Consider the following 26387-nt stretch of genomic DNA (forward strand, 5'->3'; position numbering starts at 1 on the left):
ACTCTTTTATTGTTGTTATCAAGGCCTGCCAAGGGTAGGAACGCAGCGGTCAACGCAATATCCGTTTAGTGCAGACCTCTATCCGTTTCATGCGAAACGGCCAACTTATGCCAGATATGGATAGCGCTGCACCGATTAGAGAGGTGCGAACCGCTCCAGCTGCATCTCCTGAAGACGGCTCAGCGTGCGGCGGAAGGCGAAGGCCAGATAGCCTTCGTTGTACAACTGATCAAGCGGCACCTGCGCCTCCACATACAGCGGCACGTGACGGTCGTAGCATTCGTCCACCAGCGCGATGAAGCGCCGCACGCCATCGTCATGCACCGACAGCTGCGGCAGCTCGCGATCACCGGCGGCGACCTGCTCGGCCGCGTCTTCAGTGCCGCGAGCGATCTTGCCTTCGCGCTGTTTGGCGCTCAGCGCCGGCACTTCGCTGATCAGGATCACCGAGAAGCGATCGCACAAATCAATGAAGTCCATCGCCGCCAGCGGTTGCTCGCACACATCGGCATAGCGGCACCAAAGCACCTTTTCGCTTTGCTGCACCACGTTCACGCTGCGATGGCCGAAAGCGACCGGCTCGCTCGACACGGTTTGGCCCTCGCTCAGGTGCTTGAATACGTCGCCCAGAACACTGGGGCGATCCGGCTGATTGACCCAATAACGCTGATGCAACTGCCCCGGATGCAGGCGATGATCCTCGCCGCCATCGACCGTCACCACCTCCATGTAGCGGTTGATGGCGGCAATAGCCGGAACGAAACGCTGGCGATTGTAACCATCGGCATATAGCTGCTCCGGCGGCTGATTGGAAGTGGACACCAGCACCATGCCCTCCTCGAACATCACCTGCAGCAAGCCGCCCAGAATGATCGCGTCGCCAATGTCAGTGACGAACAGCTCATCGAAACACAACACCCGCACTTCCTGACTCAGCTCGCGGGCCAGCGCTCTTAACGGATTGGCAGTGCCGGTCAGATGGAACAGGCGAACATGCACCCAACGCATGAAGTGGTGGAAATGCTGACGCCGGGCCGGCAGGTTCAAGCTCTCGTAAAAGCGATCCATCAACCAGGTCTTGCCCCGCCCCACTGGCCCCCACAGATAAACACCCTTGACCGGTAGCCGGCCCTTGCCTTCATGCAGCGCCACGAAGCACTCCTGCAACATCCGCGCGGCATTCAACTCTGCGGCATCGGGTTTGAATCCTTGCTCATCAATAGCCTGTTGATAGGCCTCCAGTGGGGACACGACATTCATCAGGAAAAGTTACGCTCGTTGGGTCAAGTTGGGTTGCTGGCAGGCGTCAGATTGAAAACGCAGCCGCCGTTAAAGGCTGCCAGCATATAGAACATGAAGGCGAAACGTACCTCGGCCGACTGCCACGTAACCACCCACCCCCTGTCGAATTGCTCCAAAACGACACAATGTTGGCGCGGCCTTACCCTTCCTAGGCGCGAAACCAAAGCACGGCCATCCCTCACCGCACGTCTCTAACTCGGCACTTAACGCACCACCCCACCTATAAAGCTGACCAATGAATCAACTTTATGGCGCAGTTATTGCCTTATGGACGCGTCCCCCCAAAGCACTTGCCCATCGCGGTTGTGCGCCCGCTTGTTTTACGTGGAGTTTTCTATGCCGTTCTGGCGAAAAAGTATTCAGTGGCAGCTCACTTTGAGCATGGGCGCAGCGTTGGTGATCAGTAGCCTGATCGTGATCGCCATTTACGCCTTCGCCTTGAACCGGCTGACCGATCGTTATTTACTGCAACAGGCTATGCCCGCCAGCGTCGAGGCGATCCGCAATGATCTGGAGCGGCTACTCGCGTCCCCCCTGACCGCCGCCAGTGACATCGCCGACAACACTCTGGTCGCCGATTGGCTGAGCGCCGGCGAAGATCCCGCCCAGCAAGGATCCTTTGTGCGCTACCTGGCTAACATCCAGCAGCAACATAAGGCACTGATCACCTTTATCGTCGCCAAGGACAGCGGCCATTACTTCACCAACAAGGGTGTCGATCGGACCTTGCAACGCGGCGTGGCGGAGAACGGCTGGTTCTATAGCTTTCTCGACAGCGGCAAACAACGCTCACTGGACATCGACATCGACAGCAGTACCCGGGTGCCGACGCTGTTCATCAACCAGCGCATTGAAAGCAACGGCAAGGTCGTCGGCGTGGCAGGCCTGGGCTTCAGCATGAGTGCCTTGTCGGAGATGGTCCGCGACTTCCATTTCGGCAAGCAAGGTCAGGTGTATCTGGTCAGCCCTGACGGCAAGGTCAAGGTCCATCCCAACGCCGAATTCAATGATCGACAGTCCCTGGAACAATTGGTCGGTGCCGCGCCCGCCAAGTCACTGCTAAGCCTCGACGCCGGCACTACCCCGGTGGAGTTCGAGCGCAATGGCCAGGCGTATGTCGCCCTGGCCGAGCCGGTCAGTTCGCTGGGCTGGACCCTGGTCAGTGAAGTACCGCTCACGGAAGTCTATGGACCGGCCAAGGAAGCGCTGACCATCATTTCTGCCATCAGCCTGGCGGTGGTGCTGTGCTTCCTCGGCTTTGTGGTCTGGATCGCACGGGGCATCGTGCGGCCGATTCGTCAGGTGACCACGGCGCTGATCGATATCGGTGGCGGCGATGGTGACCTGACTCGCCGTCTGGATGATCACCGGGAAAACGAACTGGGCGATTTGGCCCGAGGGTTCAACCGCTTCATCGAAAGCTTGCGCCAGTTGATCGGCGACGCCTTGCATACCAGCGAACAACTGCGGCACAGCGTGGGGGATGTCGCACGGGTGGTGGACAGCACCTCGGCGCGGGCAGTGCAGCAACAACAGATGACCGACATGGTCGCCACCGCGGTTCACGAAATGGGCCTGACCGTGCAGGAAATCGCCCGCAACGCTGGAGCCGCCGCCGAAGTCTCGCGCAGTACACAGGACGAAGCGGTGTCAGCCAAGCGCATCGTCGGCCAGTCCATTGCACACATTCAGACGATGTCCGATGGCGTCAGCAGTGCGGCGGGTGCGGTTGAAGTACTGGCCACGAAGATCGCAACCATCGATCAGGTGCTGACGGTGATTCGCAGTATCTCTGAACAAACCAACTTGCTGGCCCTGAACGCCGCCATCGAAGCAGCCCGCGCCGGCGAATTGGGCCGTGGCTTTGCGGTGGTGGCCGATGAAGTGCGCACCCTCGCCGGCCGCACCCAAAGCGCGACCAGCGAGATCCAGCAGATGATCGGCGAACTCAAAGGCGGTGCCGACCGGGCCGTCGCCTCGATGCGTGCCGGACAGGCCGCCACCGGCACCGGGGTCGAAGCCAGCCGCCGTACCGGTGACTCTCTCGACACGATTGCTGGCCACGTCGAAGAGCTCACCGACCGCAATCAGCAGGTCGCCGCCGCCACCGAAGAGCAAAGTTCGGTCACCGAAGAGATCAACCGCAATGTACAAGGCATCGCCGACCTCGCTCAATCCACCGCCAGAGACGTGCAAACCTGCCGCGAAGATTGCCTGAAACTCTCGGACAAGGCCGAGCATCTCGCTTCGCAGATGGCGCGGTTCAGGTTGTAAGCGCCAGAATTTCGGCGGTCGATAGCACCGTTGCGTACTCGCCATGCAGGTTTCCCAACGACATGGCGTGTACCTCCTCTGCCGTATGCGGATTGCCGAAGAAGTCGGCCTGATCGAAGGTGAAACAGCCATCGTGGGGCACCAGCACCTCGAACCCCAGATTGCCGCCACTGCGCGCCGTCGACTCCACCGAATTGTTAGTGACTACCCCAACGATCACCATCTGGGTAATCGACTCCACACGCAGCCAGCGTTCCAGTGCGGTCGCGCAAAAAGCATCGGGTACCTGTTTTTCCAGCTGGCGTTCTCCTTCAAGGGGCAAAAATGCCGGTTGAAATTCGACACCGGACTGCTCCGGCCAGAACACTGAATCGGGCGAGCGGGAAAAATGCCGCACATGAATGACTGGACGCCCCGTTGTGCGCCAGGCATCCAACAGATTCAACATCTGCTCTTCCGCCTGCAGGTTATTGCGTCGGCCTAACTTCGGGTGGTTGATGCCCTTCTGCATATCGATCAAGACAAGCGCTGCGTTGGCGTGAATGTTCATCGTTGCTCCCGGTTCCGTTTTAGATCGCACTAAAAACCTGCGCCAGTTTCTGTTCGGCAAACTGCTCGATCACAAAATCGACGAACGCCCGGGTCTTTCCCGGCAGCAGTTTATGTTCGCTGTAGTACAGCGAGATATTGCCATCGTCGACGTACCACTCCGGCAATACCCGCAGCAAGGTGCCGTCGCGCAAGTACGGCGCGGCGAACGGCATGCTGACCAGGGCGATGCCCAGACCTTGTTCGGCGGCAGCGCAGGCGGCTTCCGAATCGCTCATGGTCATCCGCATTTTCAAGTTCAGCGGGCTGTGTTCCTGCGCACCATTGGTCAACGGCCAGGAACGCACACGCCCGGTCTGCGGCGAACGAATCAAAATCCCCGCGCAACCCCCCAAGTCTTGTGGATTGACCAAGGCCGGATGTTCGGCCAGATAAGCCGGCGACGCGACCAGCACCCGATGCGCGGGTGTCAGTTTGCGTGCGACCACACCTTGAGGGAGTTCGAACCCGCCTCCGATAGCGGCGTCGAAGCCTTGGCCAATCAGGTCCACCTGACGATTATCGAAGTGCCAGTCGGGGGTGATCGCCGGGAAGCGCCGCAAGAACTCACCCAGCAACGGCACGATATAAAGGCGGCCGAAGACCGTACCCATGCTGACCTTGAGCGTACCGGCCGGCTGACCTTCGGCGCTGGCCAGGTTGGCGACGGCATTCTGGATGGTATTGAGGCTCGCACTGACCTCACCAAGGAAGCGCTGACCGGCCTCGGTCAGGGTCAGACTACGGGTGCTACGCTGGAACAGCCGCACACCGAGCCGGGCCTCCAGCTTGGCGACACTCTTGCCCACCGCCGCTGGCGTCAGACTCAGACGACGCGCGGCCTCGGCGAAGCTTCCCACCTCCGCACTGCGGACGAAGCATTCGATGCTGCTGAAGTGTTCCATACCCGCACTCTAAACTTTTGGTTTACACAGACTATCGCAATTACCCTCTACTCAGAATGCAATCAGCCGTCAATACTGGCCACCAAGCACTTAACCCCTCAAGCTTTGGAGAACAGCATGACCATTCAAGCGACCCTCACCAACAAAGTGGCCCTTATTCAAGGGGGCTCCCGCGGCATCGGCGCAGCCATCGTCAAACGCCTGGCCGCACAAGGCGCAGCCGTAGCGTTTACCTACGTCAGCTCGCAAGCCAAAGCCCAGGCGCTGCAAGACAGCATTATTGCCAGCGGCGGCGAGGCGCTGGCCATCCATGCCGACAGCGCTGATGCCGAAGCGATTCGCCATGCGGTGAACACCACCGTCGAAACCTTTGGCCGGCTGGACATTCTGGTCAACAACGCTGGCGTCCTGGCCATTGCGCCGCTGGAAGACTTCAGCCTCGAAGACTTCGACAGAACCCTGAGCATCAACGTGCGCAGCGTGTTCATCGCCTCCCAGGAAGCAGCACGGCACATGACGCAAGGCGGTCGCATCATCAACATCGGCAGCACCAACGCCGACCGCATGCCCTTCGGCGGTGGCGGCCCTTATGCCATGAGCAAAGCGGCACTGGTCGGCCTGACCAAAGGCCTGGCCCGCGACCTCGGCCCTCGCGGCATCACCATCAACAACGTCCAGCCCGGCCCGGTCGACACCGACATGAACCCGGCCGAAGGTGGCTTCGCCGACACCCTGATCCCAATGATCGCGGTCGGTCGTTACGGCAAGGCTGAAGAAATCGCCGGCTTCGTCGCCTACCTCGCAGGCCCGGAAGCCGGTTACATCACTGGAGCAAGCCTGACTATCGACGGCGGCTTCGGCGCCTGATCCCACCTGCGGATCCCCCACTGACTCGGCCCCGGACTTCCAACAGAAGCCGGGGCCGAGTCGTATCCATGTCCATGACGACACGCATGGCCGGGTAATTTGCTTAAGCGCATGAAAATTCTGAAAAAAACTTTTGCCTTCGTCAAAGGTTTCGACTACATTAGCGCGCCTCGACAGACTGAATAAGTTTGACGAGATACGGTGAGGTGTCCGAGAGGCTTAAGGAGCACGCCTGGAAAGTGTGTATACAAGAAATTGTATCGAGGGTTCGAATCCCTCCCTCACCGCCACATTTACACCTAAAGGCCCCATTTTATGGGGCCTTTTTGCATTCTGCGGTTTCTGTTCCCCCATCTGTTCCCCCACTCTCTCTTTGTGTGATTTTACTCTGCTGCCTGTTAAGGGTTATGGATGTAGCAGTGTGATCGCCAGGCAAAGAAAAACTCATCAAGGTGCATGACGTGCGCGGCCTAAGCGCTACGAGCTCAGTCACCCATCCCCATTGCAACCAGTAACAGGATCAGCGCCAGAGGCTGAGCCGAGGTCTGTCCTCACATGCAGATCGAGCCGTAAATAAATACTCAACCCACTGAGTTTATGAATTCACTCAGCGGATCACCCCCCCCATGGCACACCAGTCCAAGCGTCACGCCGGCAACAGCAATCTTCACCTGCATTACGAGGACACCTTTCGCGGTCTACCCGTAATGACGTCCCACGCCCCCTTCATTACCGAATACCTCGAACGACTGTACGAAACGACTCAGTTAGCGCTGAGCGATCACCGCCAGGTGTTCGCGGTACGTTTCGATCTGCGCTTTCCAGATGACTATCTGCCACCTGCATCAGGCAACGCCGTCATCTCCAGGTTTGTCGATTCCTTGAAGGAAAGGATGCGGATTCAAATAGTACGTGAGCGCTCCAGGCGCCTGAATGGCTTTGCCCATCAAACACGGGTGCGCTGGTGCTGGGCTAGGGAGCTCGGGCAAGAAGGCAGGCCGCACTGGCACTGCGTACTACTGGTCAACAGGGATGCGTTCCACACGGTGGGACGCTTTCAATCTGAAAGGGAGAATCTATACAGCCGCATTCAGGCCGCATGGGCCAGTGCGCTGAGGATTCCTGTCGAGGAGGCAGATGGCTTGGTGCATATCCCTGATAACGCCACATTCCACCTCTCTCAGGATGATTCAGCGGAGATGGATCGGTACTTCCATCGGGTGAGCTACCTCTGCAAGGCCGCTACCAAGGACTACGGCAGTCGATGTCGGGCATTTGGTTGCAGCAGAGGTTGAACCAGCTCTACAGGGCTTCGCGCCAGGGAGGAGCTGTTGAGCTCCCTCCTGTACTCAATCAATCCATTATTCAGCAGGCATTGTCATGATCGTTCCTTTCATCGATCCACGATTTCCTTTATCTGAGTTACACGCTGCAATCGTCATCGGTCGGCTGGTGCAGACCGTCGCTCGCACGAACGGGCCGGCCTATCGAGTCACCCTGGATGCTCTGGGCGATGAGCAGGTCAAAGCAAAGGGACTTCACGCTCAGACATACAGCCTTTGATGGACACAACGTAGATCAGGCGATGGAGTTGACTAGGGCGAAGGCGTGAGGCCCGCGACTGAGCAGCGCGGGCAGCAGCCAAGCCTCGTCATGAATTGCGACGGGAAAGTTCAGGCTGCTACGGCCGCTGTAACCGGCTTAGCGTACTTTAATTTCCCTTTCGCCAAACGCCCCCTTGAAGACGGGACAAGAATGAGCACAAATCAACAGAGTATGGATTCCGTCGTTTAGCGCGCTACTTCTTTAAGATAGGTATTGCGGGCAGCAAATGCGGTAGGCGTGAAATCTGTAAATACACCGTCAACACCGGCTCGGTAAAAGGCCATGTATTCTGCCGTTGGATCCCCCTTATAGGCACCTGCCAGGTATTTCGCTTCGTTGCGGAAGGTGAATATATGAACGAACAAACCGGCCTTGTGGGCGTCGCTAATCAGGCTGGTTGGCTTGATGGTGTCGACCTCGGCCAAGCTAGCTTGGGACGACGAATCTTGGGCTGGAGCGACGGTGAGCGACATTGCCTGCGGCTTCCACGGACCGATGCCGTCGGCGTAGGTTTTGACCTCGGCCAATCCTGCCGGCGTAAGCATCGCACCGAAGGAGCGTGGGTCGCCCGCTACGGTCCAGCTATATGGGCGGCCGCTGACGAAAGTGTTGGGTTTGTCAGTGATGAAAATGGTTTCGCCGGTCTTGAAGTTCATGCCGTTTCCATCGACTAACTGAACCGCTTTGGATTTCAGGCCGATAGAGCGCAGGTATTTCAAGCTGGCTGGGTCAAAGCTTTGCACAAAGACCGGGGCGTCCTTGCGATTGAGATCGTTGTCTTTGAGGGTTTTGAGGAAAGCCTCCTCAAACGGATGACTGCCCGGTGCGCCGCAACCATTGGCAATGGCTTGGGCATTGTTCCAGATCGAATTTTTGCTTTCTGGATAGGTCGTAATGACGCGGCCTGTAGCTGCGCTTTTAGCTTTTGCAATGTCGATCACTTCCTGAAAACTCAAAATCGGCAACTTGCCGTTAAGTTCGGTTGGGCGCTGGTCGCGGGCATCGTAAGTGGTGCCGCCTATCCATTGCCTAAGTTCGGCCATTGTGAAATCGCTTATTGACCAGTCGTTGGTATGGTCTTCGCCATCAACGACCAATGATTTCAATACTGATTTTGGATCGTTGGGGTCGGTCAAGTCACTCAGGTACTGTGTTGGACCATTTTCTGTTGTGGCGGAATATCTGACATTGATTAATACGCCTGGAGAAGTGCGCTTACGGCTTGCAACTTTGGCGTTCGTCTTCGCGACTTCGCTGATGTTGGTGTTGTCGCTCAACCAAGGATTGTGTCGAGCCACCAACACGCAGTCTTTGGTCATGTGCAGATCCAGTTCGAGCGAATCTGCGCCAGCATCGGCTGCATTCTCGTAAGAAGCCCGGGTTTCTTCTGGATACAATCCCGGCAGGCCGCGATGCCCGATAATTAAGGGAGGCGCACCGTCAAGGGTTTTGAACGAAGCAGATGCGGTTGAACCGGCGCCAGGTAAACTCCCGTTCATACTGTCACAAGCGGTCACTAGCAGGCTGCATCCGAGAACGATAAAGCGTGCAAGGAATTTTGTGACAAGGGGCGGACCTAGGCGAGTGTACATGTGTAATCCTTCAAGATGGTAGGAACGGCTATCAACCGATAGTAGTCTAAACACATGACAAAATCATGGCGATGCAAGTACGGCCGTCGAGTCTGACCTGCTTAAGCCAGTGCAGTATCTAACCTCCAACTCAGATGAAAAATATGCACATATGTGCAGGCAAGTAATCCTTTCCACCAACGATCGGGTGGTTTTCCCTGTGCCACCAGTGCTGCTTAAACCTAACGAAGAAACTGAGGTTGAAACATGAGGGTAACTCTCGGACAAATCATGTCATATCAAATCACATTTTATATGTACTATCTAAAACTAGACCTGACATGAAGTGTCACGTCAAATCTGGATCGGCCCGCGATGCGATTGGCGGAACCGGCCAGAAGCTGCCCGTCGTGGATGTAAGCCGAAAGCAGCCAGTCAAACCGCAGCAAGCGGTACAAGCGCAAGGAGGATGACCGTCGCTACGAAGCTAGCCAGAAGCAAGCCACGCTCACTGAGTACGTCAGTCGGGTGCTCGATCGTTACTCCCGTACAGTGGTCGTTCGTGTGGATCTGCATTATCGAGCCATCGCTCGTCCACGTTTGCGAATTGAGCATGTGTTAAATGACTTGGTTACCGCCGCCACCAACTTCATAGCCGATCCGCTGACAACGTTCAGCCAGCAAAGCATCGTAAGCCACCTCGCAAGCCAGCCCCCTTATTCTGGATTCAGCAGCGGTAGCCAGGTTCTCCCGCTCTTTGGTCAGCGCGCTTGAGCACGTCTGCAAGCACCATTGCGGTGCGGACGAATGGCGACAATCAAGTTTCCCTACTAGGATTTCCGCCACATGGAACCGTGCCAATTTATTAGCTGGCACCTAAGTCAGGTAGAGATAAATGACCCCGATTAGTATTGCCGAGCAGACCTATCGCAGGTGGTCTAGCCCAATCCTGCTTGCGCTGAAGGAGAGAGAACATCAGCTAGATCCCACATCCCGCCAGGCACTACAAAATGTGCTGGTAGAGAGAAGGCTTCTGAACACCGGCAACCCTTCTGGTGCGGATCGGCGTAACGCTGGACCGGCTGATAACGACAAGCCGTAACTGCTGCGTTCAACTCCCGTTCATAGCCGATTCTCTGGCGGAGATCAGCCAACAGCGCCTTCATCTTCACCTTGAGCGAATTACCTTTCTTCAGACCGACCGTAGCGAGCTGACAGGAGTGACACAACGGAACCTGTTGCCTATCTTCAGAGCGTCATCCGGACCTTGATCAAGCTGTAGATAAAGCTGAATGCTCAATAGTGGATCTACACTTGGCTCGATTGCAGCATGAACGCTCAGATCGAACCCTCTGGGCGCACGCAGGGATTTATAGGAGGTCATCATGTGGCTCAACAAACCTGAGCAGGATCTAAGGCGCGATCTCCAGGAGGTTGCGTCTGATTTGAGGTGGTCGGCGGTGGAGCTGCTGCAGATCGCCGAACGATTGAGCGAGGTCGGCAATGAAGCCGACGCTCAGGCGGTGCTGAGAATGTGCCAGGTATTCCAGGCCGGCGAGGATCGGCTGATTGCGTACGCCGATGAAGTGAAGGCTCGGGTTATCCGTCGGGGGAATGCTGAGTAAATGCCGAGCAGGTGGCCAGCCAGGGATTTGCAAGAGCGAACATGAAACTCAACAACCCTACCAAGATCTTGAAACACGACCTCGGGGATATCGCCGAGTGCCCTACCCTTCGCTAGATCCACGGACTGAAGGCTTGAGTGTCTGGCGCGGCATGGATTTGTACGTTTCCATCAGCCTGTTTAGCCCGGCCCAGCGCCGGGCTTTTCGTCTCTGCCGCTGGTCTTAAGCGTGATGCTCCAGATACTCGCTCAGCGCCTTGCGGGTCAGATCATTTAGGGAAATGCTTTGCCGGGTAGCCGCCACGCTGGCGGCCAGATGCAGATCGTGCCCCACCCTCACGTTGAACGATCCCTTGCATGGAATCTCCGCCTCCTGGCCAAGCGAACCACAGGTGTTCAGGTAATCATCAACCGCTTCACGGAATGCCTGGCTCAGCTCGGCAACCGTATCCCCCTCATAGCTGACCAGCGCGCGAATGAACTGAAGCTTGCCAAACAGGCAGTTGTCCTCGGGACTGGCTTCTATGGAGCCGTAGTAGCCCCGGTGTTGCAGCATTGTTCTCATCAGATCAATCCTCCTGCCTTGAGGTGTTCGATTACCTGGCGTTTGACATAGGCCTTCAGTTCGTTGCCTGGATGCGGCTTGTGAAGGTTGATCATCGCCTGTGGATTGCCGTTGTCGAATTTCACTCGACTGCCATCGCCCTGCAACTGGCGGTATCCCATGCTGCTGAGCAGCGCTACCAATTCCTGCCAAGCGAATCCGGCTTGCTTATTGAGCAGTTTGGCGAGAGCAGCTTCTCATGTCTTGACATTGAGCCTCCTTATTTGCAACTAATTTTAGTTGCTCAGGACTAGCCGGTCAATCCCGCACAGACCCATCCCCTGCCCACCGACATCTCCCAGGTAGCGCACTAGCATGGGGTGCCAGGGGTTGAGTGATTGATCAAGCTGCCCCCTGTGATCGGTGCGCGCTTCCTCTAACCAGATCCCGGACTAGCGGCCGTTGTGTCACTCAATGACCGTGAGTGTCCGACGCTTCCGTGGTAACTTTTTGGTTCTCCCCGAAAAGGCTTTGGAGGCCGGACATGACTGATAAATCTGCCGAGTACGCTCGGGAAACGCTTAATGCGCTCATAGCCGGGGGCTACGCTCAGGGGTTAACTCAGAATCGACCTGGGGAGACCGGCCTTCGGCTTGACATAGAGATCCTTCGCAGCCTTGAGACCCAACTTCGGGAGTACTACTCAACCGGTCCGTATCAGCCGAAAAATCCGGTGTCCGCAGTCAGCCCTTAAACCTGTGAGAAGGTCCCCTCCCAGAAATACAAAGCCCGGCGCTGGGCCGGGCTTTGTCGTTTAGCTGGGTCGTTCTCTTTGCTCGCGTGTAGTGGTCAACTAATCCCACCCTCACCGCCCTATTCGATACACGCAAAACCCCTGATATTCCTGGCGAATGTCAGGGATTTTGTGTTTCAGGAATCAAATTCAGGCCCTTTTTATGTTCAGCCCCAGCCGATGCCTTCCTTGCATTAGACGAACTCGATATCAAGCGCCCATTGCCAGACACTTGTCCGCGCTTCGCCGATACAGTTCATAAAGCCCTGTTGATCGGCACTCCGCAGAGTCGTTTCACTCATGCAAAAGTCCCGAACTGTATTCACCAAAGCTTCTACTCAGCGGCGTAGACCCAAAGCCATTCAGTTTAGAGCTATGGGCGTCAAGTTGACCGCAATTCTCTGAAAAGCAGGTGTCTGTCGTCATGCCAGAGCAGGCGCTCAACAACAAGGTGCTTACCACTAAAAAAACTTTGACATAACTCAACTTCATTTTTCAGTCTCCTTTGGCTGGAAGCTACATACGGAATGATCCAACAGCCTTCTTACGTCGCCAGACTGCTCGACATATAAAACACTTGACCTACAGAATGTAATGATTCTTATTTTCACCGACTTCAGCCGCGTTCCAGAACCGACTATTACTGCAAATGTCTACGATCCGCCACAAGAATCGGCGCTGAACATGCAGGAGGCCATTTAGTTCACTCACGCAGATAGAGGGAAAAACCTGCAGGCGAGATAGATCAGCCCCAGCCCCAGGCCGAGGACTATGAATGCGTATATTTTTTCATCAGTTCCCACACCTGTCGCAGCGGTCCGCCGCACACTGACCAATCCAGCGAGGGTTATCAGGATTCCCGATAGCAGCAAGACAAAGAAACCAATAAATACCATCTCTACAGCCCCTCAAAATATCGTCTCGGCTCGCCAGACTGGCCTCCCGCTAACCAGGTAAAAGGCGCACACGTCGCTGACTACACCTCTATCGGCCGGGGTGTCATAGAATTTAGCGTCCTCAGCGCAGCCTTGAACGGCGGCATGTTATCGCGGTGCCGGCCTCAGGGGGCTATTAACCGAAAACTCCTTTACTCTCGCCCCGGCGTCCTGCCGACCGGCAAGCCAGGTTAACTAATAAACTAGCGTGACCAAAACAGAACGCCAGAGCAGCAGTTCGCCAGCCCATAACCGATGTCGGTGTTTTTGCGTTTCTGGGGTTTGGTTTCAGGTGTAACCTAGCGCCGGTTGTCGCATAGCCCGACGTTAATATCCAGGAGGTGATGAAGCATGAACGCATTAGAGTGGAACGAAGTCGCGCTGGCGAAATACATCGCGAGCAACCCTTCCCTGCAGGCAGAGATCCAGAATCTGAGTCAGGAGGAACAAAAAAAGCAGATTCAATGGGCCTTCGAGGACGAGGCAGAATCTCAAGGTATCGAGCCTTGGGAGTTGGCAGTGCAATTGGTTGCCGAATCGCCTGAAGAACTGAAAGCGATGCGCCTTGAAGCTCATAAACAAGTCGCCGAGGCACTCGGGATGGATTGGGCGGAGTACTGCGAGCTCAACGATATTCAGGAGTGATCGAGCAGATTGGCGCGCGCTACCCGTTTGGAAAATCGGTGCCTGTCTTGCCCTTGCAGGACTTGCCTTGCGGCAGCCCGATTTGTCCAATGATTTGAAGCCGATACCAGTCCAAACCCTGACTCACCAGTCATTCATAGCGCTTTACCTTGGTGTTGCGGGTGGGTAACGTCTGCCCCACTTCAACACAAGGAATCGCGCCATGAGTGAGCTAATCTCGTACCACCTCGAAGACGGTATAGCCACCCTGACCTTGAGCAATGGCAAGGTCAATGCTATTTCCCCGGAGGTGATCGCTGCGTTCAACACCGCGCTGGATCAGGCCGAACAGGATCGCGCAGTGGTGATCATTACCGGGCAGCCGGGGATTCTTTCGGGCGGTTATGACCTCAAGGTGATGACGTCCGGCCCGCAGAATGCAATCAATCTGGTCACGGCCGGGTCGACCCTGGCGCGGCGACTGTTGGCACATCCCTTCCCGGTGGTGGTTGCCTGCCCTGGGCATGCGGTGGCCAAGGGGGCGTTTTTGCTGCTGTCAGTGGATTACCGTATTGGCGTGGAAGGCCCGTTCAGCATCGGCTTGAACGAAGTACAAATCGGCATGACCATGCACCATGCCGGGATCGAATTGGCGCGCGACCGTCTGCGCAAATCCGCTTTCCATCGCTCGGTGATCAATGGTGAGATGTTCGACCCGAAAAGTGCTGTGGATGCGGGTTTCCTCGATAAAGTGGTCAGCGCCGAAGAACTGCAAAGCGCAGCGCGCACGGTTGCCGTGCAGCTGAAAAAGATCAACATGGTTGCGCACAGGAACACCAAGCTGAAAGTGCGCAAGGCGCTGCTGGACGCGCTCGATCAGTCCATCGTGCTGGACCAGCAACACTCGCTCTGAGCCATTTTCACTGTGGGTAAAGAAACCTGACTCTCTGTCGGGCTTCTTTACCAGCCGCTCTAGCGCAAGTCTCTTCGCTTGTAAGAAATATCCCCTTAAATAATCGCTATTAAACAGACCCACCCGGCAATTGCTGTCGTCAGTGTGCATCTTTACACTGCGCGACCTTTTATCCTGGCGGGCCGGTTGATGCTCTTTGTGTTTCGTATGTTGCTGATGGGCCTGCATTTTATTGTTGCGGGTGTGCTTGGCGTATTGTTGGGGCTATGCCGCCCGTTTAATCCGGACAACAGCCGTCTATGCGCGCGTCTTTACGCCTGGCCGGCGATGTGTATTTTACGTCTGCGTCTGAAGGCTGAGATGGGGCCGCTGTTCAAGCAATCCCAACCGTGCGTGATCATTGCCAATCATCAGTCCAACTACGACTTGTTCGTCCTCGGCAATGTGGTCCCCCCTCGCACTGTTTGTATCGGCAAGAAAAGTCTGAGATGGGTACCCCTGTTTGGCCAGCTGTTCTGGTTGGCAGGCAACGTCCTGATCGATCGGGGCAACGGCCACAAGGCTCGGCAATCGATGCTGACCACCACTGATACCTTGCAGCACCGGGACACCTCGATCTGGGTCTTCCCTGAGGGCACGCGTAACCTTGGCGAAGACCTGTTGCCGTTCAAAAAGGGCGCGTTCCAAATGGCCATCGCCGCCGGGGTGCCGATCGTGCCGGTGTGCGTCAGCAGCTACATCAAACACCTGAATCTCAATCGCTGGCGCGGCGCCAGGATTATGATCCGTTCATTGCCCGCCATCCCCACCGCAGGCCTGAGCCTGGATGACATGCCAATGCTGATCGCCCTGTGTCGTGAGCAGATGCAAACATGTATCCATACAATGGACAAGCAATTACTGGCCGCTTGACGGCGCGTGCCACCCGTCTCCGAAGCCCGTTGAATCGGGCTTTTTAATGCCTGTGAACTCGCAAAACTTTGCTGACTCTGATCAGGCAGACCACGTTAAGCTACGTGCTACGTGCCACTGCTACCTAAAAAAAGAAGCGATACCACTATGGGCCGAGTCGTTGCTGCCGCGGTTTACAGCGCCGGAAAAAAAGTTACCAATATCACCCTCGACGAAGGCGCCGCATGGGCTGCAAAACCTGGACATTTCGTCTGGATTGGCCTGGAGCAACCCAATGCCCAGGAACTGGCCAACCTGCAAACCCAGTTCCACCTGCATGAATTGGCCATCGAAGACGCCCTTGAGAAACACAGTCGACCAAAGCTCGAAACCTTTGGCGACGCGTTGTTCATCGTCACGTACTCACCGATTCGCGAAAACGGCAAAATCGAATTCGTCGAGACGCATATCTTCGCCGGCAAGGGCTATATCATCACATCGCGCCACGGCCATTCGAAATCGTATGGACAGGTCCGTCAGCGCTGCGAAGCGCGGCCGTTGTTGCTGGAGCATGGCGAGGATTTCGTGCTGTACGCGCTGCTCGACTTCGTCACCGAGTCCTATCAACCGGTCACCGAAGCCATTCACGGCGAACTCGACGACCTTGAGGCCCGCGTACTGGGGGGCGTGCTGAACGAATCCGATATCCTGCTCATCCACAGTTTGCGCCGCGATCTGCTGCGCTTACGCCGGTACGTAGCGCCAATGGTGGAGATTGGCGAAGAGCTGCAAAAGCTGAGTTTCCCCTTCATCGACAAGAACATGCGTCCGTACTTCCGCGACGTGGAAATCCATGTCACCCGGCAAATGGAAGATTTGGCCACCCTGCGTGATATCGCGAGCCAGACCATCGAAATCGGCCTGCTGCTGGAATCGTCGAGACAAAGCATCGTGCAGCGCAAGTTCGCCGCCTGGGCGGCGATTCTGGCGTTGCCGACGGCGATTGCGGGGATCTACGGGATGAACTTCCAGAACATGCCGGAACTGAGCTGGAAGTACGGCTACTTCACGGTAATCGGGCTCATCATGGTGGGTTGCGCCGGGTTGTATTGGAGTTTCAAACGGTCTGGGTGGTTGTAGCCCCCATCTACAGATCGTTCCCATGCTCCAGCGGGGGAACGATCAATCAGGTTTATGCTCAGAGCACTTCAGCGTCAGGCTTGTGCGACACAAAACGCATCATCCATTCGGCAACGGTAGCGCCGTGGTGCTCATGTTCCAGACTCGCGATGCCGCTGTTGTAGATCTGCTCGCCAAGGGTCTGCTGGCGGATATCCAGCAAGGCGCGGGAGTAGTCATGGATGAATTCGGGATGACCCTGGAAGCACAACACTTGATGGTTGATGTGGAACGCAGCAAACGGGCAAAAATCGCTGGAGGCGATCACAGTGGCGTTTTCCGGGAGCGCGGTAACCTGATCCTGATGGCTGATCAGCAACGTCAGTTCATCCATGACCGGGCTCATCCACGGCGTCGCCTGGGCCAGTTTGTAGCGGTGCGTACCGACACCCCAACCCTGATGGGCACGTTCACTTTTGCCGCCGAGCAGCAACGCCAGCAGTTGATGGCCGAAGCAGATGCCGAGCAGCTTGTCGCCGCGCTCGAAACGTTGCAGCAAGTAGGTTTTCAGGGTTTGAATCCACGGATCGCTGCCGAATGAATCGGCCTTGCTGCCGGTGACCAGATACGCGTCGAAAGGCTCGTCATCGGCCGGGTAAACACCTTGCATCACGTTGTAGACACTGAACTCTGCGGGAATCGGCTGACGCGAAAACAACCGCTCGAACATCTGCCCATAACCCTGATATTGACCAACCAATTCTGGACGCAGGACATCGGTTTCCAGAATGCAGATGCGTAACGACATAAAAAGTACCTGAAACGGTAAAGGCAATAGCGCACAGACAGAGCCTGCCTTGAATAACCACCTCAAGGCAAGTATCCAAGCGCACCCGATACCTAAAGCCCCCCCTTAAAACGATTGGCACCTGGACGCTTTATCCAGCAACAGCGCTGGCGGGTCGAAGCGCTCGCCGTATTGCTCGGCCAGGTATTGCGCGCGAGCGATGAAGTCCTTGAGCCCATATTGATTGATGAATTGCAGCGCACCACCGCTCCAGGCGGCAAAGCCAATGCCGAAGATCGAACCGATGTTGGCGTCGGCGGTGGACAACAGCACGCCCTCCTCCAGACAGCGGACGGTTTCGATGGCCTGAATGAACAACAAGCGGTCACGCACATCCTGCGCGGCAATCTGCCCATCGACTTTTTCGAAACGCGATTTCAGTTCTGGCCACAAATGCTTGGGCGCACCTTCCGGGTATTCATAGAACCCGCCCCCAGCGGCCTTGCCGGGGCGTTTGTATTCATTGAGCAGCACGTCGACCACCGCAAACGACGGGTGCTGCGGCGCAGGTTTGCCCTCGGTCTCCAGATCCTTGCGTGCCTGCAGGCGGATCTGGCTCATCAGGCTCAGGGACACTTCGTCGGAAACCGCCAGCGGCCCGACGGGCATACCGGCCTTGCGCGCTTCGGTTTCGATCATGGCCGCATTGACGCCTTCGCCGAGCATGGCGATACCTTCGTTGGTAAAGGTACCGAACACCCGCGAAGTAAAGAAGCCACGGCGGTCATTGACCACAATCGGGGTTTTCTTGATTTGCAGAACGAAATCGAAACCACGGGCCAGGGTTTCGTCGCTGGTATTGGCGCCTTTGATGATTTCCACCAGCTGCATCTTGTCAACCGGACTAAAAAAATGCAGGCCGATGAACCGGTCCTGCTGCGCAATCGCCGTGGCCAGGCCGCCGATGGGCAAGGTCGAGGTGTTGGACGCGATCACTGCGTCAGGCAAGGCAACCCGTTCCGCCGCCGCAGTGACCTTGCCTTTGAGTTCACGGTCTTCGAACACGGCTTCGATGATCAGATCGCAGCCTTGCAGATCGGCATCCTGCTCGCTGGGCCTGATCCGCGCCAGAATCGCCTCGCGCTGTTCGGCGCTCATCCGTCCACTGGAGACCTTCTTGTCCAGCAGTTTGGCGGAGTGGTTTTTGCCCTTCTCGGCCGCGGCCTGATTGACGTCTTTGAGCACTACCTCGATGCCCGCCGAAGCGCTCGCAAAAGCAATGCCGGCGCCCATCATGCCGGCACCAAGCACTCCGACTTTTTTCGTCTGATAGAGCGCAATACCCTTGGGCCGTGAGCCACCGGCGTTGATTTCATTGAGCTGGAACCAGAAGGTACCAATCATGTTTTTCGCCACCTGGCCGGTGGTGAGTTCGGTGAAGTAGCGCGTTTCAATGATCTGCGCGGTGTCGAAATCCACTTGCGCACCTTCCACCGCCGCGCAAAGAATTTTCTCCGGTGCCGGGAAACAACCCTGGGTTCGAGCACGCAGGATCGATGGCGCAATGGCGAGCATTTGCGCGACCTTTGGCTGCGACGGCGTGCCGCCGGGAATTTGGTATCCGGCCACATCCCAACGCTGTTTGGCAGCCGGGTTGGCGACAATCCAGGCACGGGCCTTGGCGAGCATGTCGTCGCGATCGCTGGCGATCTGGTCGATCAAACCGGCTTGCAACGCCTGCTGTGGATTCACCTTCTTGCCTTCGAGCAAATACGGCAAGGCCTTCTCCAGGCCAAGCATGCGTACCATCCGCACCACTCCACCGCCGCCCGGCAGCAAGCCGAGGGTGACTTCGGGCAAGCCAATTTGCACAGTGTTGCTATCAAGCGCGATGCGATGATGGCACGCCAGGCAAATCTCCCAACCGCCGCCCAGCGCCGCACCATTGATGGCGGCCACCACCGGTTTGCCCAGGGTTTCGAGGGCGCGCAGCTGGGCTTTGAGGTTCAGCACCATTTCGTAGAACCACTGGGCACGGGCTTTGTCGACCTGGATCAATTCGTTGAGATCGCCGCCTGCGAAGAAGGTTTTCTTCGCCGAGGTGATGATCACGCCGGCAATCGTGTCTTTTTCGGTTTTCAGTCGGGTAACGATGTCGACCATGGCATCGCGGTACACCGCATTCATGGTGTTGGCGGTCTGGCCGGGCATGTCGATGGTCAGGACGACTATCTGGTCCTGGCCCTTTTCATAGTGGATGGCGTCGGTCATGGCGGAGGTCATAGAGAGATCCTGGTGAAGTCGGGAGACAGGCTCAGTAACGTTCAATGATGGTGGCAATGCCCATGCCACCACCGACGCATAACGTCGCCAGGCCATAGCGCAATTGGCGAGTTTCCAGCTCATCGAGCAAGGTGCCGAGGATCGCGCACCCGGTCGCGCCCAACGGGTGACCCATGGCAATGGAGCCGCCGTTGACGTTGACCTTGTCGACACTGATGCCCATGTCCTTGATGAACTTGAGCACCACCGAGGCGAACGCTTCGTTGACTTCGAACAGGTCGATGTCTTCCACCTTCAACCCGGCGCGACTCAACGCCTTGCGGGTGGCCGGCGCCGGACCGGTGAGCATGATGGTCGGATCGGTACTGGTGACCGCCGTTGCGACGATGCGCGCGCGTGGGCGCAGGCCCAGCGCCGCCCCCTTGGCCGCCGAACCAATGAGCATGGCCGCCGCACCATCGACGATCCCCGAGCTGTTGCCGGGGGTGTGCACATGATCGATGCGTTCGACATGGCTGTAGACCCGCAGCGCAGTGGCGTCGAAACCCATCTGGCCGATCATTTCGAAACTGGGTCTGAGTTTGCCCAACCCCTCCAGGGTCGAGTCGCTGCGAATGAACTCATCGTGATCAAGCAGCAGCGTGCCGTTCTGGTCTTTTACCGGCACCAGCGATTTGCTGAACGAACCATCGGCGCGGGCGCGCGCGGCTTTTTGCTGTGAGTACAAGGCATAGGCATCGACGTCGCTGCGGCTGAAGCCCTCCAGTGTGGCGATCAAGTCGGCGCCGATCCCTTGCGGAGTGAAATGGCAGTGCATGTTGGTCTGCGGGTCCAGCACCCAGGCGCCACCGTCGCTGCCCATGGGCACGCGTGACATCGACTCGACCCCGCCCACCACCACCAGATCTTCGAAGCCAGAGCGAATTTTCATCGCCCCCAGGTTGACCGCTTCCAGGCCTGACGCACAAAAACGGTTGATTTGCACCCCAGCCACACTGACGTCCCACTCGGCGACCAGCGCCGCAGTTTTGGCGATATCCGCGCCCTGATCGCCCACGGGTGTCACGCAACCCAGGACAATGTCATCGACCTGACGCGTGTCCAAGTGGTTGCGCTGCTGCAAAGCGCCCAGCAACCCGGCCATCAGATTTACCGGTTTGACGCTGTACAGCGCGCCATCAGGCTTGCCTTTGCCACGGGGCGTGCGCACCGCATCGAAAATCAAAGCTTCAGTCATGACGTCCTCGGAACGCGATGGAAAGTGGATTCCCTATGCCGATACCTTAGACGTCACCCCACCTGATTCAATGACCGAAGCGCTCATTAGCCTTGACTGCCTCACTCAGACGGACGGTAGCCGATGAACTAATCCGGAACCGGAAGCGTCCAACGTGTCTAGCAAGGGCAGTACTAGTAAGGTGGCGATGAGCCTCATGCCTTTTTTAGCGTTTTTATTAATTAATTCATACGAAATGGATCTAAACCAAGTGTGACGCGGGCTCTAAGGTTACTTATGTAGCAGGCAGACACCAAAAAAATACAGCTAAGGCGTCTGAGTTGCCGGGTTTTCCGGGACACCTGTTCGGTTGCACCACCTTTGCCAGCTGCCCGATTGATGTCGCACGAAATCGGTGAGCTTTAGTCGCTCAGGAATAACAACAAAAGGCAATCAGCCATGTTCAAGCATTCGAAAATTCGTCAGGCGGGACTTATTGTATTCGCCACTACCCTTATATTGATTTTGCCGAATATGACGCGTTTGTTCGGTTGATCGTGTTCGCCACGCCAGAGCAAGGCGCTCGATACGCTATCGAGCGAAGCGCAACTATGCCAGTCTTCCAGCTTGAATTGATGGAGACAGGCTTATGCGTCTTATGCGTCAGTGGTTAGCATGGATACCTCTGGTCTGCTGCCTGACGGTCAGCGCCGGAGCAGTGGATCATACCGCCGCGCAATTGACGCTCGAACTGCCCGACGGTGTCCACATCTGGAACACCGCGCAATTGCTCGCGCATCCGCAGGCGCAGCAGATTCAAATCGCCGAGGACGTTTCCTATAAGCGCCCCATGACGTATCGCGCGGTACCGATGGCTGCGCTGCTCAATGGCGTGACGGCCGAGCAGCACGTGCAGGCGGTGGCAACGGATGGCTTTGCCGCCGAAATTCCGGCCGCCCCCTTGCTTCAACGTACGGGAGCGCAAGCCTGGTTGGCGGTCGAGGACCCGGCTGATCCATGGCCGATGCTCGGCAACGGCGATCACAGCGCTGGGCCTTTTTATCTGGTCTGGACCAACCCCCAGGCGAGCAATATCGGCCCGGAAGAATGGCCGTACGCAATGGCGAGCGTGAAGGTATTGGCGTCCGTTGCAGAACGCTTCCCGGCCATGCGCCCGGACCCAAAACTGGCGGCCGATGATCCAGTCAATCAGGGATTTGCGGTGTTCCAGAAGAGCTGCCTGGCGTGTCATCGCCTCAACGGTGCCGGTGACTCACAGTTGGGGCCGGACCTGAATCAGCCCCGCAGCCCCACCGAGTATTTTGCAGGCGATTATCTCAAGCGCTACATCCGCGATCCGCAAAGCCTGCGCCAATGGCCACAGGCAAAAATGCCCGCCCTCTCGGCAGCCGTGCTGTCCGACGGAGATATGGAGTTGGTGATTGGGTATTTGAAGCATATGGCGCAGCGCAGATCGGCGGAATGAAGGGACTGATTTATTTTTCGCGCTCTTTGAAAAATCAATCTGTCCCTGGACTCGACAGCGGGGACAGATTGATTTTCGGTGAAGCGCTGAAAATAAATCAGTCCCCTCAGGACTACTGCGACTGCGACTGAACCTGCACAGCCCGCATCGGCGAGACCAGCACTTTGGCGTGCATCTGTTCGCAGCCACCGCCACGACGCATGCCTCGCACCGGGCAGGCGTCGAGGTAATCCAGGCCGACCGCCAGCTTGAGGTGACGCTCAGGCCGGGACAGTTGATTGGTCACATCGAAGCTGTACCAGGCGTCATCGATCCAGGCTTCCGCCCAGGCATGACTGGCCAGGTGTTCGCTGTCTTCGCTGTAGAGATAACCCGACACATAACGCGCTGGCACACCCAGGCTACGGGCACAGGCCAGGAACGCATGGGTATGGTCCTGACACACCCCGGCGCGACCGGCAAACGCTTCGGCAGCACTGGTGTCGACTTCCGTCGAGCCCGGCGTATAGGTCATGTATTGGTTCAGGCCGTGCATCAAGTCGATCAACGCCGTGCGGTTTTTGCGCGCCTGGCACTGTTGCGCCGCGAAAGCACGTATCGCTTCGTCGGCTTCGGTCAGGCGGGTAAAGCGCAAGAACGGCAATGCTGACTGACTTTCATGCTCGGACTCGGTCTTCTCATCGATCTCGACCTGGCCACGCGCGCCGATAATGATCGCCTCGTGAGGCTCATCGAGGGTCAGGACGTGAAGGATATTGCCGAACGGATCGACCTGCGCACGTACCGGGCGCGGCAAGGTGAGCTGCCAGCTGAGAACATGCTGGCGTTCGCTGTCATGGGGCGTCAGACGCAGATACTGGATGCTCGCGCGGACCTGATCTTCATAGTGATAAGTGGTCTCGTGGCTAATTGAGAGTCTCATGCAGCCTCCAGGTATGAAGTGTGGATAGCGTTACCCAATTGGGCGACTAACGGTATGAATTCGTTCAACCATTCATGCAGACCTTCATCGAGGATTTCATCGATGCCGGTGTAGCGCAGGCGTGCGTCCAGTTCGGCGGCCAGACGTTGTGCCGGGCGACCGTTGGCGCCGGGCAGGCTGGCGAGGATCTGATCGAGTTCCTCCAGACAGGCACGCAACGAACGCGGGATGTCGGCACGCAACAGCAGTAATTCGGCGACCTGGCGCGCACCCGGCGCATCCCGGTACAACTCGGTGTAAGCCTCGAACGACGACAGCGCGCGCAACAACGCACTCCACTGGTAGTAGCCGCGCGCCGATGTGTCGGCGACCACTTCGGTGTCTTTGCCACGCAATTCAAGCATCTCGTAACGAGCATCGAGCAGGCGCAGCGTATTGTCGGCGCGTTCGATGAAGGTCCCAAGACGAATGAAGCGAAAGGCGTCATGGCGCATGATGGTGCCGTAGGTGGCTCCCCGAAACAGGTGCGAACGCTCCTTGACCCACTCGCAGAACCGGCTTATGCCATAACGGCTCACGCCCTGATCGGCGATGCCGCGAATCTCCAGCCACGTGGCGTTGATGTTTTCCCACATGTCAGCGGTGATCCGCCCACGTACCGCATGGGCACTGGCCCGCGCTGCACCCAGGCAGCTATAGATACTGGCGGGGTTGGTCGCGTCCAGGGCAAAGAAGTGCAGCAAACGTTCGGCATGCAGCTCGCCATGACGCTCGACATAGTCGTCCAGGGTTCCGGTGATCAGCAGCGGCATGGCGATTTCATCCAGGCCGTCGCCGCGTCCATCCTGGGGCATCAATGACAGCGAATAACTGACGTCGAGCATCCGCGCGAGGTTTTCCGCTCGCTCCAGATAACGCGACATCCAATATAGATCCGAGGCAGTTCTACTTAGCATTGGCAGGCATCCTTAATCCTCAACCACCCAGGTGTCCTTGGTTCCACCGCCCTGGGACGAGTTCACCACGAGGGAGCCTTCGCGCAGCGCCACTCGGGTAAGGCCGCCGGGTACTACCCGGGTTTCACGGCCGGAAAGAACAAACGGGCGCAAGTCGATATGGCGCGGGGCGATGCCGTTCTCGACAAACGTCGGACAGGTCGACAGGCATAAAGTGGGTTGCGCGATGTACGCGTGGGGCTTGGCTTTGAGTCGGGCGCGAAACGATTCGATTTCCGCGGCCGTAGCGGCCGGGCCGACCAACATGCCGTAGCCGCCCGAACCTTGGGTTTCCTTGACCACCAGCTCCGGCAGATGCGCCAGTACGTGGGACAACTCTTCCGGTTTGCGGCACTGCCAGGTCGGTACGTTTTGCAGGATCGGCTCTTCGTCCAGATAGAAACGAATCATGTCCGTCACATAGGGGTAGATCGATTTGTCGTCTGCCACGCCGGTCCCGACGGCATTGGCCAACACGACGTTACCGGAGCGATAGGCCGATAGCAGGCCAGGCACACCGAGCATCGAATCGGGGTTGAACGCCAACGGATCGAGGAACGCGTCGTCCAGGCGGCGGTAGATCACATCGACGGCTTTGGGACCGTCGGTGGTGCGCATGAAAACGCGATCGTCACGCACGAACAGATCCGCCCCTTCCACCAGTTCGACACCCATTTCCCGCGCCAGAAAGGCGTGTTCGAAAAAGGCACTGTTGAAGCGACCGGGGGTTAGAACCACCACGCTAGGGTTGTCGATGGGGCTGGAGCTTTTCAGGGTATCGAGGAGCATGTTCGGGTAATGATCGATGGGGGCAATGCGCTGAGCGGCGAACAACTCCGGGAACAGGCGCATCATCATCTTGCGATCTTCGAGCATGTAACTGACGCCGCTGGGCGTGCGCAGATTGTCTTCGAGCACGTAGTAGGTGCCGTCACCGTCACGCACCAGGTCAACACCGGAAACGTGCGAATACAGATCACGGTGCAGATTCAGGCCCTGCATCGCCAACTGATATTGCTCGTTGGCCAGCACCTGTTCGGCAGGGATGATCCCGGCCTTGATAATCCGCTGATCGTGATAAAGGTCGGCGAGAAACATGTTCAGCGCCTTGACCCGCTGAATGCAGCCGCGCTCGACAACCCGCCATTCGCTGGCCGGGATACTGCGCGGGATCGTATCGAAGGGGATCAGCCGCTCGGTGCCCTGCTCGTCCCCGTACAACGTGAAAGTGATCCCGGCGCGATGAAACAAAAGATCGGCTTCACGCCTGCGCTGAGCCAACAGCTCGGGCGGTGTTTCGCCCAGCCAACGAGCGAACTCCCGATAATGCGGACGGACCAGACCGCCAGCATCGTACATCTCATCATAAAAGGTGCGGATCATGCCGTACTCCTTGTCACCACGGACACCAAGGGCCTTCGCAAGGCCCGTGCCATCGGCATAAACGCTTAACTATCAATAAGTTAGGTAAATCCTTGACGCTACCCGCACCATTCCTGTGCAGTAACCGCCCCAACTGAATCTCCTACGCTCCATTGGGAAGCGTCCTTCAAACTCAATATCTATCACCAGCATAGCCAGAGTTGATTTCAAGGGTGGATTTTGTTTCACGACAAGCCTGATAGTCCCCGCAACATTTAGAACGCACAAACTAAAGCCGGCTGACGCAAGGTCAGCCGGCACGGGGTTTAAAACGCTGGGCGATTAATAAACGGAGCTGTTCAACGTGCTATCAGGTCAGGCGTGAAAGCGCTTGACCTCTTGAGTGACACCCCAACCCTCGACCTCACCGTCCAGCGGCGTGATCACCGTTTGAAAGTCCTGCTCGAAATCATCGATACCGTCATAAGTCGCGTACATCACCTTGCTCAACAGCAGATCCCAAGCCCCGTCGTCGCGGGCGCTGACCTGTGCGTTCAAGGACTCTCCACGGAACTGCCCTGCAGCCTGCCGCGCCCGTTCCTCATCCGGGAAAACGGCATAAAACTCGATGGGATGGATACGCGCGAAATCAAAACCGCCCTCTTTCATGCGGCGCAGTACGTTACTGCTGATGTCCTCTTGATAGGCTGTGCTCATGAAACGTCCTCCTATGCAACGATAGATAGAGTTTCAACACTCCCAACGCGACCCACCGAACAGT

At 57.2% G+C, this 26387-nt stretch carries 23 protein-coding genes, 1 tRNA gene and 2 pseudogenes; 13 read left to right on the forward strand and 13 right to left on the reverse strand.

Annotated features, from left to right (window positions below; translation table 11 throughout):
- Positions 1-135: 135 nt before the first annotated feature.
- Complete coding sequence (gene zapE, locus AC1MEE_RS15550) at positions 136-1260, reverse strand: cell division protein ZapE (RefSeq protein ID WP_480410500.1); 1125 nt, start codon at positions 1258-1260, stop codon at positions 136-138.
- A gap of 519 nt (positions 1261-1779) precedes the next feature.
- Here zapE and AC1MEE_RS15555 point away from each other — a divergent pair.
- Both AC1MEE_RS15555 and AC1MEE_RS15560 read left to right on the forward strand, forming a co-directional pair.
- Positions 1780-2721 (forward strand): annotated as a pseudogene (locus AC1MEE_RS15555) (HAMP domain-containing protein); the annotation flags it as partial.
- Between the two features lie 126 nt (positions 2722-2847).
- On the forward strand, positions 2848-3576 hold the full coding sequence (locus tag AC1MEE_RS15560; protein WP_480416241.1) for a methyl-accepting chemotaxis protein: 729 nt from the start codon (positions 2848-2850) through the stop codon (positions 3574-3576).
- Here AC1MEE_RS15560 and AC1MEE_RS15565 read toward each other — a convergent pair.
- A complete protein-coding gene (locus tag AC1MEE_RS15565) occupies positions 3566-4126 on the reverse strand; it encodes a cysteine hydrolase family protein (protein WP_480410501.1) in 561 nt (186 codons plus the stop codon). The genes AC1MEE_RS15560 and AC1MEE_RS15565 overlap by 11 nt on opposite strands.
- A gap of 19 nt (positions 4127-4145) precedes the next feature.
- Complete coding sequence (locus tag AC1MEE_RS15570) at positions 4146-5069, reverse strand: LysR family transcriptional regulator (protein WP_480410502.1); 924 nt, start codon at positions 5067-5069, stop codon at positions 4146-4148.
- 117 nt (positions 5070-5186) lie between these two features.
- Here AC1MEE_RS15570 and AC1MEE_RS15575 point away from each other — a divergent pair, with 117 nt between their 5' ends.
- From AC1MEE_RS15575 to AC1MEE_RS15590, 4 genes are all read left to right on the forward strand, one after another.
- Positions 5187-5936, forward strand: coding sequence for a 3-oxoacyl-ACP reductase family protein (locus AC1MEE_RS15575; protein WP_480410503.1), 750 nt, complete (start codon positions 5187-5189; stop codon positions 5934-5936).
- Positions 5937-6136: 200 nt separating this feature from the next.
- A tRNA-Ser gene (locus AC1MEE_RS15580) sits at positions 6137-6226 on the forward strand.
- 336 nt (positions 6227-6562) lie between these two features.
- Positions 6563-7231, forward strand: a complete 669-nt coding sequence (locus tag AC1MEE_RS15585) for an inovirus Gp2 family protein (protein ID WP_480410504.1) — start codon at positions 6563-6565, stop codon at positions 7229-7231.
- Between the two features lie 85 nt (positions 7232-7316).
- A complete protein-coding gene (locus tag AC1MEE_RS15590) occupies positions 7317-7499 on the forward strand; it encodes a hypothetical protein (RefSeq protein WP_480410505.1) in 183 nt (60 codons plus the stop codon).
- A 227-nt stretch (positions 7500-7726) separates the two neighbouring features.
- Here the strand turns inward: AC1MEE_RS15590 and AC1MEE_RS15595 are convergent, their stop codons facing one another.
- On the reverse strand, positions 7727-9133 hold the full coding sequence (locus AC1MEE_RS15595; RefSeq protein WP_480410506.1) for a glycerophosphodiester phosphodiesterase family protein: 1407 nt from the start codon (positions 9131-9133) through the stop codon (positions 7727-7729).
- Between the two features lie 874 nt (positions 9134-10007).
- On the opposite strand from AC1MEE_RS15595, the gene AC1MEE_RS15600 reads away from it, so the two are divergent.
- Complete coding sequence (locus AC1MEE_RS15600; protein ID WP_480410507.1) at positions 10008-10214, forward strand: hypothetical protein; 207 nt, start codon at positions 10008-10010, stop codon at positions 10212-10214.
- A gap of 283 nt (positions 10215-10497) precedes the next feature.
- On the forward strand, positions 10498-10737 hold the full coding sequence (locus tag AC1MEE_RS15605; protein WP_480410508.1) for a hypothetical protein: 240 nt from the start codon (positions 10498-10500) through the stop codon (positions 10735-10737).
- Between the two features lie 222 nt (positions 10738-10959).
- Here the strand turns inward: AC1MEE_RS15605 and AC1MEE_RS15610 are convergent, their stop codons facing one another.
- Together AC1MEE_RS15610 and AC1MEE_RS15615 are read right to left on the reverse strand one after the other, a co-directional pair.
- The gene (locus AC1MEE_RS15610) at positions 10960-11301 is read right to left on the reverse strand and encodes a type II toxin-antitoxin system HicB family antitoxin (RefSeq protein WP_480410509.1); all 342 of its coding nucleotides are present in this window, start codon (positions 11299-11301) and stop codon (positions 10960-10962) included.
- A pseudogene (locus AC1MEE_RS15615) lies at positions 11301-11551 on the reverse strand (type II toxin-antitoxin system HicA family toxin). The gene AC1MEE_RS15610 and the pseudogene AC1MEE_RS15615 overlap by 1 nt, the downstream one beginning before the upstream one ends.
- Positions 11552-13359: 1808 nt before the next feature.
- Between AC1MEE_RS15615 and AC1MEE_RS15620 the strand changes: the two are divergent.
- The 4 genes from AC1MEE_RS15620 to AC1MEE_RS15635 all read left to right on the forward strand — a co-directional run bounded on the left by AC1MEE_RS15620 (position 13360) and on the right by AC1MEE_RS15635 (position 16576).
- Complete coding sequence (locus AC1MEE_RS15620; RefSeq protein WP_480410510.1) at positions 13360-13653, forward strand: DUF6388 family protein; 294 nt, start codon at positions 13360-13362, stop codon at positions 13651-13653.
- 202 nt (positions 13654-13855) lie between these two features.
- Positions 13856-14545 (forward strand): crotonase/enoyl-CoA hydratase family protein, encoded by a 690-nt coding sequence (locus AC1MEE_RS15625; RefSeq protein ID WP_480410511.1) that lies wholly within the window; start codon positions 13856-13858, stop codon positions 14543-14545.
- A gap of 189 nt (positions 14546-14734) precedes the next feature.
- The gene (locus tag AC1MEE_RS15630) at positions 14735-15457 is read left to right on the forward strand and encodes a 1-acylglycerol-3-phosphate O-acyltransferase (protein WP_480410512.1); all 723 of its coding nucleotides are present in this window, start codon (positions 14735-14737) and stop codon (positions 15455-15457) included.
- 147 nt (positions 15458-15604) lie between these two features.
- The gene (locus AC1MEE_RS15635) at positions 15605-16576 is read left to right on the forward strand and encodes a magnesium and cobalt transport protein CorA (protein WP_480410513.1); all 972 of its coding nucleotides are present in this window, start codon (positions 15605-15607) and stop codon (positions 16574-16576) included.
- 58 nt (positions 16577-16634) lie between these two features.
- On the opposite strand, the gene AC1MEE_RS15640 is transcribed toward AC1MEE_RS15635, so the two are convergent.
- From AC1MEE_RS15640 to AC1MEE_RS15650, 3 genes are all read right to left on the reverse strand, one after another.
- Positions 16635-17363: an amidotransferase gene (locus AC1MEE_RS15640; RefSeq protein ID WP_480410514.1), complete on the reverse strand. Its 729-nt coding sequence runs from the start codon at positions 17361-17363 to the stop codon at positions 16635-16637.
- Positions 17364-17468: 105 nt separating this feature from the next.
- Positions 17469-19613, reverse strand: coding sequence for a 3-hydroxyacyl-CoA dehydrogenase NAD-binding domain-containing protein (locus AC1MEE_RS15645; RefSeq protein WP_480416242.1), 2145 nt, complete (start codon positions 19611-19613; stop codon positions 17469-17471).
- A 43-nt stretch (positions 19614-19656) separates the two neighbouring features.
- Entirely contained in the window at positions 19657-20862 is a 1206-nt protein-coding gene (locus tag AC1MEE_RS15650) for an acetyl-CoA C-acetyltransferase (RefSeq protein ID WP_480410515.1), read from the reverse strand.
- Positions 20863-21499: 637 nt separating this feature from the next.
- Here AC1MEE_RS15650 and AC1MEE_RS15655 point away from each other — a divergent pair.
- Positions 21500-22327 carry a c-type cytochrome gene (locus AC1MEE_RS15655; RefSeq protein WP_480416243.1) on the forward strand — a complete coding sequence of 276 codons (828 nt, stop codon included), beginning with the start codon at positions 21500-21502 and terminating at the stop codon, positions 22325-22327.
- A gap of 112 nt (positions 22328-22439) precedes the next feature.
- Here the strand turns inward: AC1MEE_RS15655 and AC1MEE_RS15660 are convergent, their stop codons facing one another.
- The 4 genes from AC1MEE_RS15660 to AC1MEE_RS15675 form a co-directional block, all read right to left on the reverse strand.
- A complete protein-coding gene (locus AC1MEE_RS15660) occupies positions 22440-23249 on the reverse strand; it encodes a transglutaminase family protein (protein ID WP_480410516.1) in 810 nt (269 codons plus the stop codon).
- Complete coding sequence (locus AC1MEE_RS15665; RefSeq protein WP_480410517.1) at positions 23246-24205, reverse strand: alpha-E domain-containing protein; 960 nt, start codon at positions 24203-24205, stop codon at positions 23246-23248. Before AC1MEE_RS15665 ends, AC1MEE_RS15660 begins: the two co-directional genes overlap by 4 nt.
- 12 nt (positions 24206-24217) lie before the next feature.
- Complete coding sequence (locus tag AC1MEE_RS15670; protein WP_480410518.1) at positions 24218-25627, reverse strand: circularly permuted type 2 ATP-grasp protein; 1410 nt, start codon at positions 25625-25627, stop codon at positions 24218-24220.
- 354 nt (positions 25628-25981) lie between these two features.
- Positions 25982-26323, reverse strand: coding sequence for a ribonuclease E inhibitor RraB (locus tag AC1MEE_RS15675; RefSeq protein WP_480410519.1), 342 nt, complete (start codon positions 26321-26323; stop codon positions 25982-25984).
- Between the last annotated feature and the right edge of the window lie 64 nt (positions 26324-26387).

The organism is Pseudomonas sp. ASL3, assembly GCF_056680425.1.

Excerpts from the sequence above, each read along its gene's own strand:
- AC1MEE_RS15605 (WP_480410508.1), top strand. The coding sequence starts at position 10,498 with ATGTGGCTCAACAAACCTGAGCAGGATCTAAGGCGCGATCTCCAGGAG.
- AC1MEE_RS15595 (WP_480410506.1), bottom strand. The coding sequence starts at position 9,133 with ATGTACACTCGCCTAGGTCCGCCCCTTGTCACAAAATTCCTTGCACGC.
- zapE (WP_480410500.1), bottom strand. The coding sequence starts at position 1,260 with ATGAATGTCGTGTCCCCACTGGAGGCCTATCAACAGGCTATTGATGAG.
- AC1MEE_RS15600 (WP_480410507.1), top strand. The coding sequence starts at position 10,008 with ATGACCCCGATTAGTATTGCCGAGCAGACCTATCGCAGGTGGTCTAGC.
- AC1MEE_RS15585 (WP_480410504.1), top strand. The coding sequence starts at position 6,563 with ATGGCACACCAGTCCAAGCGTCACGCCGGCAACAGCAATCTTCACCTG.
- AC1MEE_RS15590 (WP_480410505.1), top strand. The coding sequence starts at position 7,317 with ATGATCGTTCCTTTCATCGATCCACGATTTCCTTTATCTGAGTTACAC.
- AC1MEE_RS15660 (WP_480410516.1), bottom strand. The coding sequence starts at position 23,249 with ATGAGACTCTCAATTAGCCACGAGACCACTTATCACTATGAAGATCAG.
- AC1MEE_RS15650 (WP_480410515.1), bottom strand. The coding sequence starts at position 20,862 with ATGACTGAAGCTTTGATTTTCGATGCGGTGCGCACGCCCCGTGGCAAA.
- AC1MEE_RS15575 (WP_480410503.1), top strand. The coding sequence starts at position 5,187 with ATGACCATTCAAGCGACCCTCACCAACAAAGTGGCCCTTATTCAAGGG.
- AC1MEE_RS15570 (WP_480410502.1), bottom strand. The coding sequence starts at position 5,069 with ATGGAACACTTCAGCAGCATCGAATGCTTCGTCCGCAGTGCGGAGGTG.
- AC1MEE_RS15565 (WP_480410501.1), bottom strand. The coding sequence starts at position 4,126 with ATGAACATTCACGCCAACGCAGCGCTTGTCTTGATCGATATGCAGAAG.
- AC1MEE_RS15560 (WP_480416241.1), top strand. The coding sequence starts at position 2,848 with ATGGTCGCCACCGCGGTTCACGAAATGGGCCTGACCGTGCAGGAAATC.
- AC1MEE_RS15630 (WP_480410512.1), top strand. The coding sequence starts at position 14,735 with ATGCTCTTTGTGTTTCGTATGTTGCTGATGGGCCTGCATTTTATTGTT.
- AC1MEE_RS15610 (WP_480410509.1), bottom strand. The coding sequence starts at position 11,301 with ATGAGAACAATGCTGCAACACCGGGGCTACTACGGCTCCATAGAAGCC.
- AC1MEE_RS15670 (WP_480410518.1), bottom strand. The coding sequence starts at position 25,627 with ATGATCCGCACCTTTTATGATGAGATGTACGATGCTGGCGGTCTGGTC.
- AC1MEE_RS15675 (WP_480410519.1), bottom strand. The coding sequence starts at position 26,323 with ATGAGCACAGCCTATCAAGAGGACATCAGCAGTAACGTACTGCGCCGC.
- AC1MEE_RS15645 (WP_480416242.1), bottom strand. The coding sequence starts at position 19,613 with ATGACCGACGCCATCCACTATGAAAAGGGCCAGGACCAGATAGTCGTC.
- AC1MEE_RS15625 (WP_480410511.1), top strand. The coding sequence starts at position 13,856 with ATGAGTGAGCTAATCTCGTACCACCTCGAAGACGGTATAGCCACCCTG.
- AC1MEE_RS15640 (WP_480410514.1), bottom strand. The coding sequence starts at position 17,363 with ATGTCGTTACGCATCTGCATTCTGGAAACCGATGTCCTGCGTCCAGAA.
- AC1MEE_RS15665 (WP_480410517.1), bottom strand. The coding sequence starts at position 24,205 with ATGCTAAGTAGAACTGCCTCGGATCTATATTGGATGTCGCGTTATCTG.
- AC1MEE_RS15620 (WP_480410510.1), top strand. The coding sequence starts at position 13,360 with ATGAACGCATTAGAGTGGAACGAAGTCGCGCTGGCGAAATACATCGCG.
- AC1MEE_RS15635 (WP_480410513.1), top strand. The coding sequence starts at position 15,605 with ATGGGCCGAGTCGTTGCTGCCGCGGTTTACAGCGCCGGAAAAAAAGTT.
- AC1MEE_RS15655 (WP_480416243.1), top strand. The coding sequence starts at position 21,500 with ATGCGTCAGTGGTTAGCATGGATACCTCTGGTCTGCTGCCTGACGGTC.